This window comes from Devosia geojensis, assembly GCF_000969415.1.
GTDB classification, from domain to species: Bacteria; Pseudomonadota; Alphaproteobacteria; order Rhizobiales; family Devosiaceae; genus Devosia; species Devosia geojensis.
The window spans coordinates 1-3,013 of sequence record NZ_JZEX01000174.1; the positions used below are offsets into that span (position 1 = coordinate 1).

Here is a 3,013-nt window from a genome sequence, read left to right on the forward strand (position 1 = left end):
CCGAGAACCCGCCGCCGCCGCTGCCCGAGGAGGACGAGGAGGCGGGCTGGGCGGCGACCATTGCCGCGCTCATGCCGGTGGCGGCGCCGGCGACGGCCCCGGCGATCTTGCCGGGCGAGAATCCGCCGGTGCTGTGGTACCAGCCGGGCGAATAGGACGTGCCGGTCGCGTCGGGGACGGCGTTGCGGGCGAGCTCGGCCTCGAAGTGCTCGGACCACGGCTTTTCGACGCCGAGCGCGATGGCATAGGGCAAAAGCCGCTCGAAGCGCTCGACGGTCAGTGGCGGCTCGCCGGACATGTTGAGGCGGTCCTTCTCGGCGGTTTCGAGATAGAGCTTCAGGCCATCGATCTCGTCCATCACCTTGCGGCCCTGGACGGTCGGGGCGCGCATGAGGATGGCGAAGGCGACGCAGAGCCCGACGATGGTGATAGCCGAAACCACCGCGGTCGAGACGCGGAAATCGGTCGCGAGCGCGCCGATGCCGCCGGCGAAGTTGGAAGCAAAGGCCACGGCCCAGATGGCGATGAGGACGAAACGGATCTTCGATCCGCTCCAGAGACCGTGAAGCCCGTTGACCGCGAGGCCGAGGAAGATGCCGAGGACGGCCGAGAGGATGAGCCAGAATGGCGCGAGATAGCCGAGCAGGACAATGCCGCCGATGACGGCGACCGCGATGACGATACCGAGGATCGTGTAGCCGACATTGTTGCGGAACCAGGCCTCGCGATTCTCGCGCTCGATGGCCTTGACGAACTCGGCGCGCCGGGCATTGAGGGTCGGGCCGGAGGTCTTGTCGACGGTGGCGCTGCCCTCGCGCACGAGGTAGGTCAGCAGCACCTCCTCGCCCGGCGGCAAGGGTTCGGCGGGCACCTTGCCGGTGGCGGTGAGCTTCAGTTTCTTTGCCGCGTTGTCGATGACGACGAGGCCCTTGACCCCGAGGTCGAAGGCGGCGGCGGTGAAGGCCGTCCAGCCGTTTTTCGTCCACCCCCAATTGTGGATGTAGTGGACGAGCGCGGGCGAGAAGCCCTTGGGCGGATGGAACAGCGGGATGACGACGCCCTTTTGCGGATCGCGCCCGACGCGGACCCAGGCCAGGGTGAAATAGGCGAGGACCGCCAGCGCGCCGAGCGCGGGGACGATGGCATCCTGCCGGTCGACGAACCAATAGGCGACGCGTTCGCCCGCACCGGGCTCGACGAGGATGCCCTTCTGGAACGAGGCGGCGACAGTCAGCCCCTCGCCCGGGCCGAGAGCCCGCTCGGCCCGGAACACCGCGACGTTGTCGGCCTCGCGCGTGATGGTGACCGCCCGCTCGGAGGACCCGGCGGGGCCGGTATAGCCGGCCATGTCGCGCAGCACCGCGCCCTCGGGCAGGCGAATGGTGGCGAGGGCCGAGAGGATCGGGAAGTTCCAGTAGTTGCCGGTGGCGTTCCAGTAGATCTCGTCGTAATCGGCGAAATACCGGCCCATGCGGGTCATGGTGTAGCTCAGGGCATAGCGGTGGATGCCGGGGCGTAGGAGCGTGTCGGCATCGCCGATCCAGATGCGCAGGAAATCGCCCCTGCGCTCGACCCGGAAGGGCTCGGCATTGTCGTTGCGGGTGGCGCCCATGACGGTGAGCCCGGGACGCACGCGGTTGCCGTCGCCGTCGCGCATGACCACGGGAATATCGCGGTAGATGCCGCGCTGGATATCGACGCCTTCGGCGATGACCTCGATGGTCTCGCGCACCTCGACCGAGCCGTCGACGAGGAGGGTGACGTCGGAGGTGAAGGCGCGGATTTCCTCGCGCGCGGCAACCGGTAGGCAGAGCGCGGCGGCCGCGAGGCAGGCGAGGAGCAGGCGGACGAGCATCGCTTCTTTTCAGGTGAACTTGACGTTGGGAACGGCGCGGTCCGCCTCGTTGTCGAGCTCGAAATACTGCGCTTTGAGGAACCTGAAAATGCCGGCGACGATATTGGACGGGAAGGATTCCACCGCGACGTTGAGATTGCGCACGGCCCCGTTGTAATAGCGGCGCGACATCTGGATCTCGTCCTCGACGGTCTGCAGCGCGCCCTGGAACTCGAGGAAAGTGGTGTTGGCCTTGAGGTCGGGATACGCCTCGGCGACGGCAAAGAGCCGGCCGAGCGCGGCCGAGAGCAGGCCTTCGGCCTTGGCGCGTTCTTCCGGCGAGCCGTTCTGGGCCGACTGCACGGCGGCGCGGGCGTTGGTCACGGCCTCGAGCGTCTCGCGCTCGTGGGACATGTAGCCCTTGACCGTCTCCATCATGTTGGGGATGAGGTCCGCCCGGCGCTTCAGCTGCACGTCGATGCCCGACCAGCCCTCCTCGACCATCTGCCGGTTCCGGACCAGATCGTTGTAGATCTTGATGCCGTAGGCGAGCGCCGCGGCGACGAGAGCGAGTACGATCCATTCCATGCCGGCTTCCTCCGCTGGGCCCTGCGCCAGATGCCGACGACAGTGGCATTGAACCGCTTCCGGTTCAACGATTTGCGCAGGCATGTCAATTGACCGCCCGGCCTTTCAGCTTGCGGTTCCTCCTCAAGTCTCCCGCTTGCGGCGGGCTAACGGCGCGGGGCGGACGTTGGCCTCGAACCTATCGATATAAAGAACGGGAGGCTTTCGCCCGCCCCGCGCATCCGGATGGTGGGTCTTTGCCGGTTGGATTACCGCCAGGGGCCTTCCGACCTGCCTTGACCCGCCAGGCCCACTCACGAGCCAGCCCCCCGTAGCTGGGGGTGACGGGCGCGGGGGCGGATGGCTACGTAGCCGCCTCCCGGCAAAACAGATGCGGAGGTAAGCCGCCCGGCTCGCTCCGGCTCGGGACCCTGCGGGGCGACCCCCGCTGACCCGGACCCTCCCGCCGGCGTTTCGTCGACACCGCGTCGTGCGGGAGGTGGGAGTGAGTATGGGGCAGGTGCGCGGGTGCGGGGATAAGTTTGTGGTTCGTGAACGGGATCAATGGGTTGGGCACTGCCTCCCCTCCCCCTTGAGGGGAGGGGTCGGGGG

The 3,013-nt window shown here is 67.6% G+C and carries 2 protein-coding genes; both read right to left on the reverse strand.

The features are described from left to right. Window positions 1-1,855 (reverse strand): DUF2207 domain-containing protein (locus tag VE25_RS19420; RefSeq protein ID WP_046110329.1); only part of this gene is annotated, 1,855 nt, incomplete at its 3' end. 9 nt (window positions 1,856-1,864) lie between these two features. Further along, a complete protein-coding gene (locus tag VE25_RS19425; protein ID WP_046110330.1) occupies window positions 1,865-2,422 on the reverse strand; it encodes a LemA family protein in 558 nt (185 codons plus the stop codon). Window positions 2,423-3,013: the final 591 nt, after the last annotated feature.

Excerpts from the sequence above, each read along its gene's own strand:
- VE25_RS19425 (WP_046110330.1), bottom strand. The coding sequence starts at position 2,422 with ATGGAATGGATCGTACTCGCTCTCGTCGCCGCGGCGCTCGCCTACGGC.